This is a genomic window from Aquitalea sp. FG25 (genome assembly GCF_057809375.1).
In genome coordinates, this window is record NZ_JBMDJV010000057.1 from 1 (window position 1) to 3,088 (window position 3,088).

At 47.9% G+C, this 3,088-nt stretch carries 3 protein-coding genes; 1 reads left to right on the forward strand and 2 read right to left on the reverse strand.

Annotated elements, in window-relative coordinates:
- Window positions 1-106 precede the first annotated feature (106 nt).
- Complete coding sequence (locus ACODR9_RS24220) at window positions 107-625, forward strand: hypothetical protein (RefSeq protein ID WP_488813229.1); 519 nt, start codon at window positions 107-109, stop codon at window positions 623-625.
- Between the two features lie 29 nt (window positions 626-654).
- On the opposite strand, the gene ACODR9_RS24225 is transcribed toward ACODR9_RS24220, so the two are convergent.
- Entirely contained in the window at window positions 655-1,689 is a 1,035-nt protein-coding gene (locus ACODR9_RS24225) for a DUF7146 domain-containing protein (RefSeq protein WP_488813231.1), read from the reverse strand.
- A gap of 357 nt (window positions 1,690-2,046) precedes the next feature.
- Window positions 2,047-3,088 (reverse strand): VWA domain-containing protein (locus ACODR9_RS24230; protein WP_488813233.1); only part of this gene is annotated, 1,042 nt, incomplete at its 5' end.

Consider the following 3,088-nt stretch of genomic DNA (forward strand, 5'->3'; position numbering starts at 1 on the left):
TGAGAAGCAATATTTCCAACGGCTCAAGAGTGTCTAGAGAAGCCGGGGCGATTCATAGGTAGTTATACTTACCTATAATTACGTAAATGTAAGCGAGGGATGGCCTATGTTGATTCGTGAAATCAAGTTTCAGAACATGCGTACAGAACAAAAGCACTTTTTTTCGTCCCTCCATACAGTAAGACTGGAGGATGATGTCGTGTTATCCCCTATTCCCAAAACCCTTGACCATGATGAGATTCTTCTCGAAGTGAAGGGTTTGTGTGCTGAAGATTCTCTTGCTTACTACTTCAACGCCAGCGGGCTGATAAAGCTCGGCGGTATCCAAATCGCTTCTGAAGCAACTTTATGCGTCGATACAGTAGAACCACTTACTGAGGTCGTAACGCCAGGTGTGTATTTGCTCTCCAAGACTAAAGCTCTTTGTGAGCTGGTTTTGCTTGATCTTGATGATGAGGGTGATGCCTACATCTCTTTTGCCATTACCGAGCATGGCCAGCGCAAAGAGAAAGTACTGATATCTGATGAGAAGTGGGGTGGTATGGATGTATTGGGTCGCGTCAAAGCAACAATCTCTCCTCCTCTTGACTCCCTGATCGCTTCGGCTTTCAAACAATCAGCTTGAAAGAAACAACGGCCCCTGAGGGCCGTTGTTCATTTGAGACCAAGTTTTTCTTGAAGAACATCGTTATAGTCAAAACCTTCAGGACGAGGGGCGAAAATGTGAACCTCTCGGCCCTCTGCCCTTAGGCGCTTAGCCAGCACACGTGCCGATTTCATGCCAGGTCTAAACCCACGAAGGGGATCAACAAAATCATGGTCAGCGTAGATGTGAACGCATCGAACTTCCGGTGGTAGTTGTACTGCCTCTAACCATCCTGTTGAAATGCAAGCCCATGCCGGCAATCCGGTCAACTGCATTGCAGATAAGGCCGTCTCAATCCCTTCGCACAAGATTAGAAATCCGTCTTGAGGCTGGGCGAGTTTGATGCAAGCTCCATCAAAATCTCTGGATAAAATTTTTCGAGGATCGCCAATCTCATATTTACCATCGTTGTGAAGCGACAGGTAAGTACGATGAAGGGCAAGAACCTCTCCTTCCAGGTTGGTAATCGGTGCAATCATTGCCGGTAGTTTCTGGTCAATGATCTCACCTGTTTCCTTATCAGTAGATCTATGAAGGCATTCCGGATCAAAACCTAGTCCCATGGTCGGCAGCACCGAGATGCCACGCGATTTCAGGTAACGGCTAACTCGGTCTCCTTCAACGATCTTCCTGCGAGACTTCCAAACACGATTCGCAATCGCACGCGTTACGGTTGGATCTGCCCCGCCGGCGGGATTAGGGACGACTCGTGCATAGGACTGAACAGCGCCACCAAGGATTTCGCGGATCTTGCGTACAGCGTCCGTGAAGTCACTGATGTTGGTCATATCCATAAACAACTGGAAACCGCCACCCGCTCCTACCTTCATTCCGGGCTTATGGTAGCCATGGCCACCGCAAACCCAGTTCCCTGAGCCATCCTTATCGATGTACCGGAAACGATCGGTTCCTCCGCAGTGAGGGCAAGGATGATGATCACCATCCAAAAAGGAGGCATCAACACCTACCGCCTGCAGAATTTGACTCCACTTGCCATTTGCGTCGGCAAATATGTCGCGTTTAACGCCATAGGTCGTAGTCATTGCTTTCTCCTAACAAATGAAAAAGCCCCAAGAAGAGGCCCTCCTAAAGGCAGACCTTTAGGAGGACCACCTGTTGGGGTGGTAAGGAAATCACTAAAAGTGAAAAAAATAAGAAATAGCAATCTGCGGCAAGCCGGGATTGCGATATTGGTGATCAGAGTTGTTTAACGCTGAATCGAACGGATTGTTCGAAAGGGGTAAGTGCAGGGAAAATCCTGCAAGGTGGCGTTAGCCATGAAACATCATGATATTAGGCGGCGAATGATACTTTAGTCAAGCTGATTTGTAGCAGTTTTCTTTTGATTTCATAAATGTAAGATCAAAAGAAAACCGCCGCATAAGCGGCGGTGGTTGAGGTTAAGCAGCTTTCATGTAGCCAGTGAGTTTTTCACCGAGCTTTGCAAGAAGTTGCGAAGGGAGTGAAGCAATGTCATGTACTACAAAGTAGTCACAATTAACATTTTTCAACGCCATCTGACCAATACAAACCAGAACCACTTCAATGCCGATTCTTTCCAGTTCCGTGATGATGGGACCAGTCAAAGCGCAATCAGTGTCGGTGTCGGTAACAACAATCATGATCTTGCGATCAGACTTTTGCTTGTTGAGACGCAAGGCTGCGGCCAGGATAGAGCTTGCTAGTGGTGTCCCACCCTCAGGCTTCACAAGCGGGAGCCTGCGAAGATATTTCCCGATGGCTTTTTCCTTGAATGATTTCAACACGGAAATCAACGCTGGCTTATTACGCTCCAATTGGGTAAAGGTAAGCGCCTCAGTGGTCACGCCATCAATTGCATCCATGGAGTGGAGAATTGCTGTCATGCTCATGTCGGCCAGTTCGTTCCGCGTTCCTTTCAAAGAATCCGATTCCATCGAACCAGATTTGTCAGAAAGAATCTGTACGGCTGTGCTCACACGAGGTGCAGGCGTTTTTTGTACAAAGATGTCCTTCTTACCAAATTCAAGACGGTGAATCCGGCTCAACTTCACTTTGCCCTTTTCGGCATAACTCTGTTGAGACTTCTTCATTGCATTCAGTTGAGCACGAATCTTTGCGCGAAGAACATTTACCGCTGACATTACCGGGTGAATGTCGTACTTCATCGCAAATTCTGGCGCTTCAACTTCATGGACGATGGTGGTGATTAGGCTACCTTCTACGTACTTGCCCTTGTCACCTTTCGAAGCTTTACTGTCCTTTGCTTTTGCGTTGATCTGCGCAAGCAACCGCTCCGTTTTGCCAGGGGCCTTACGATTAGCCTTAATGACATCAACTAAGTTTTGGCGCTGCTCTACAGTCAAGTCATCTTCATGACTACCTGATATGCGTTGGCCAGCCTCTAGGGGTTGTTGATCTGCACCGTTGGCGTCCTGCGGCTTACTGCCAGGGCCTTGTTGC

Coding starts and splice junctions, on each gene's coding strand:
- ACODR9_RS24220 (WP_488813229.1), top strand. CDS start 107: ATGTTGATTCGTGAAATCAAGTTTCAGAACATGCGTACAGAACAAAAG.
- ACODR9_RS24225 (WP_488813231.1), bottom strand. CDS start 1,689: ATGACTACGACCTATGGCGTTAAACGCGACATATTTGCCGACGCAAAT.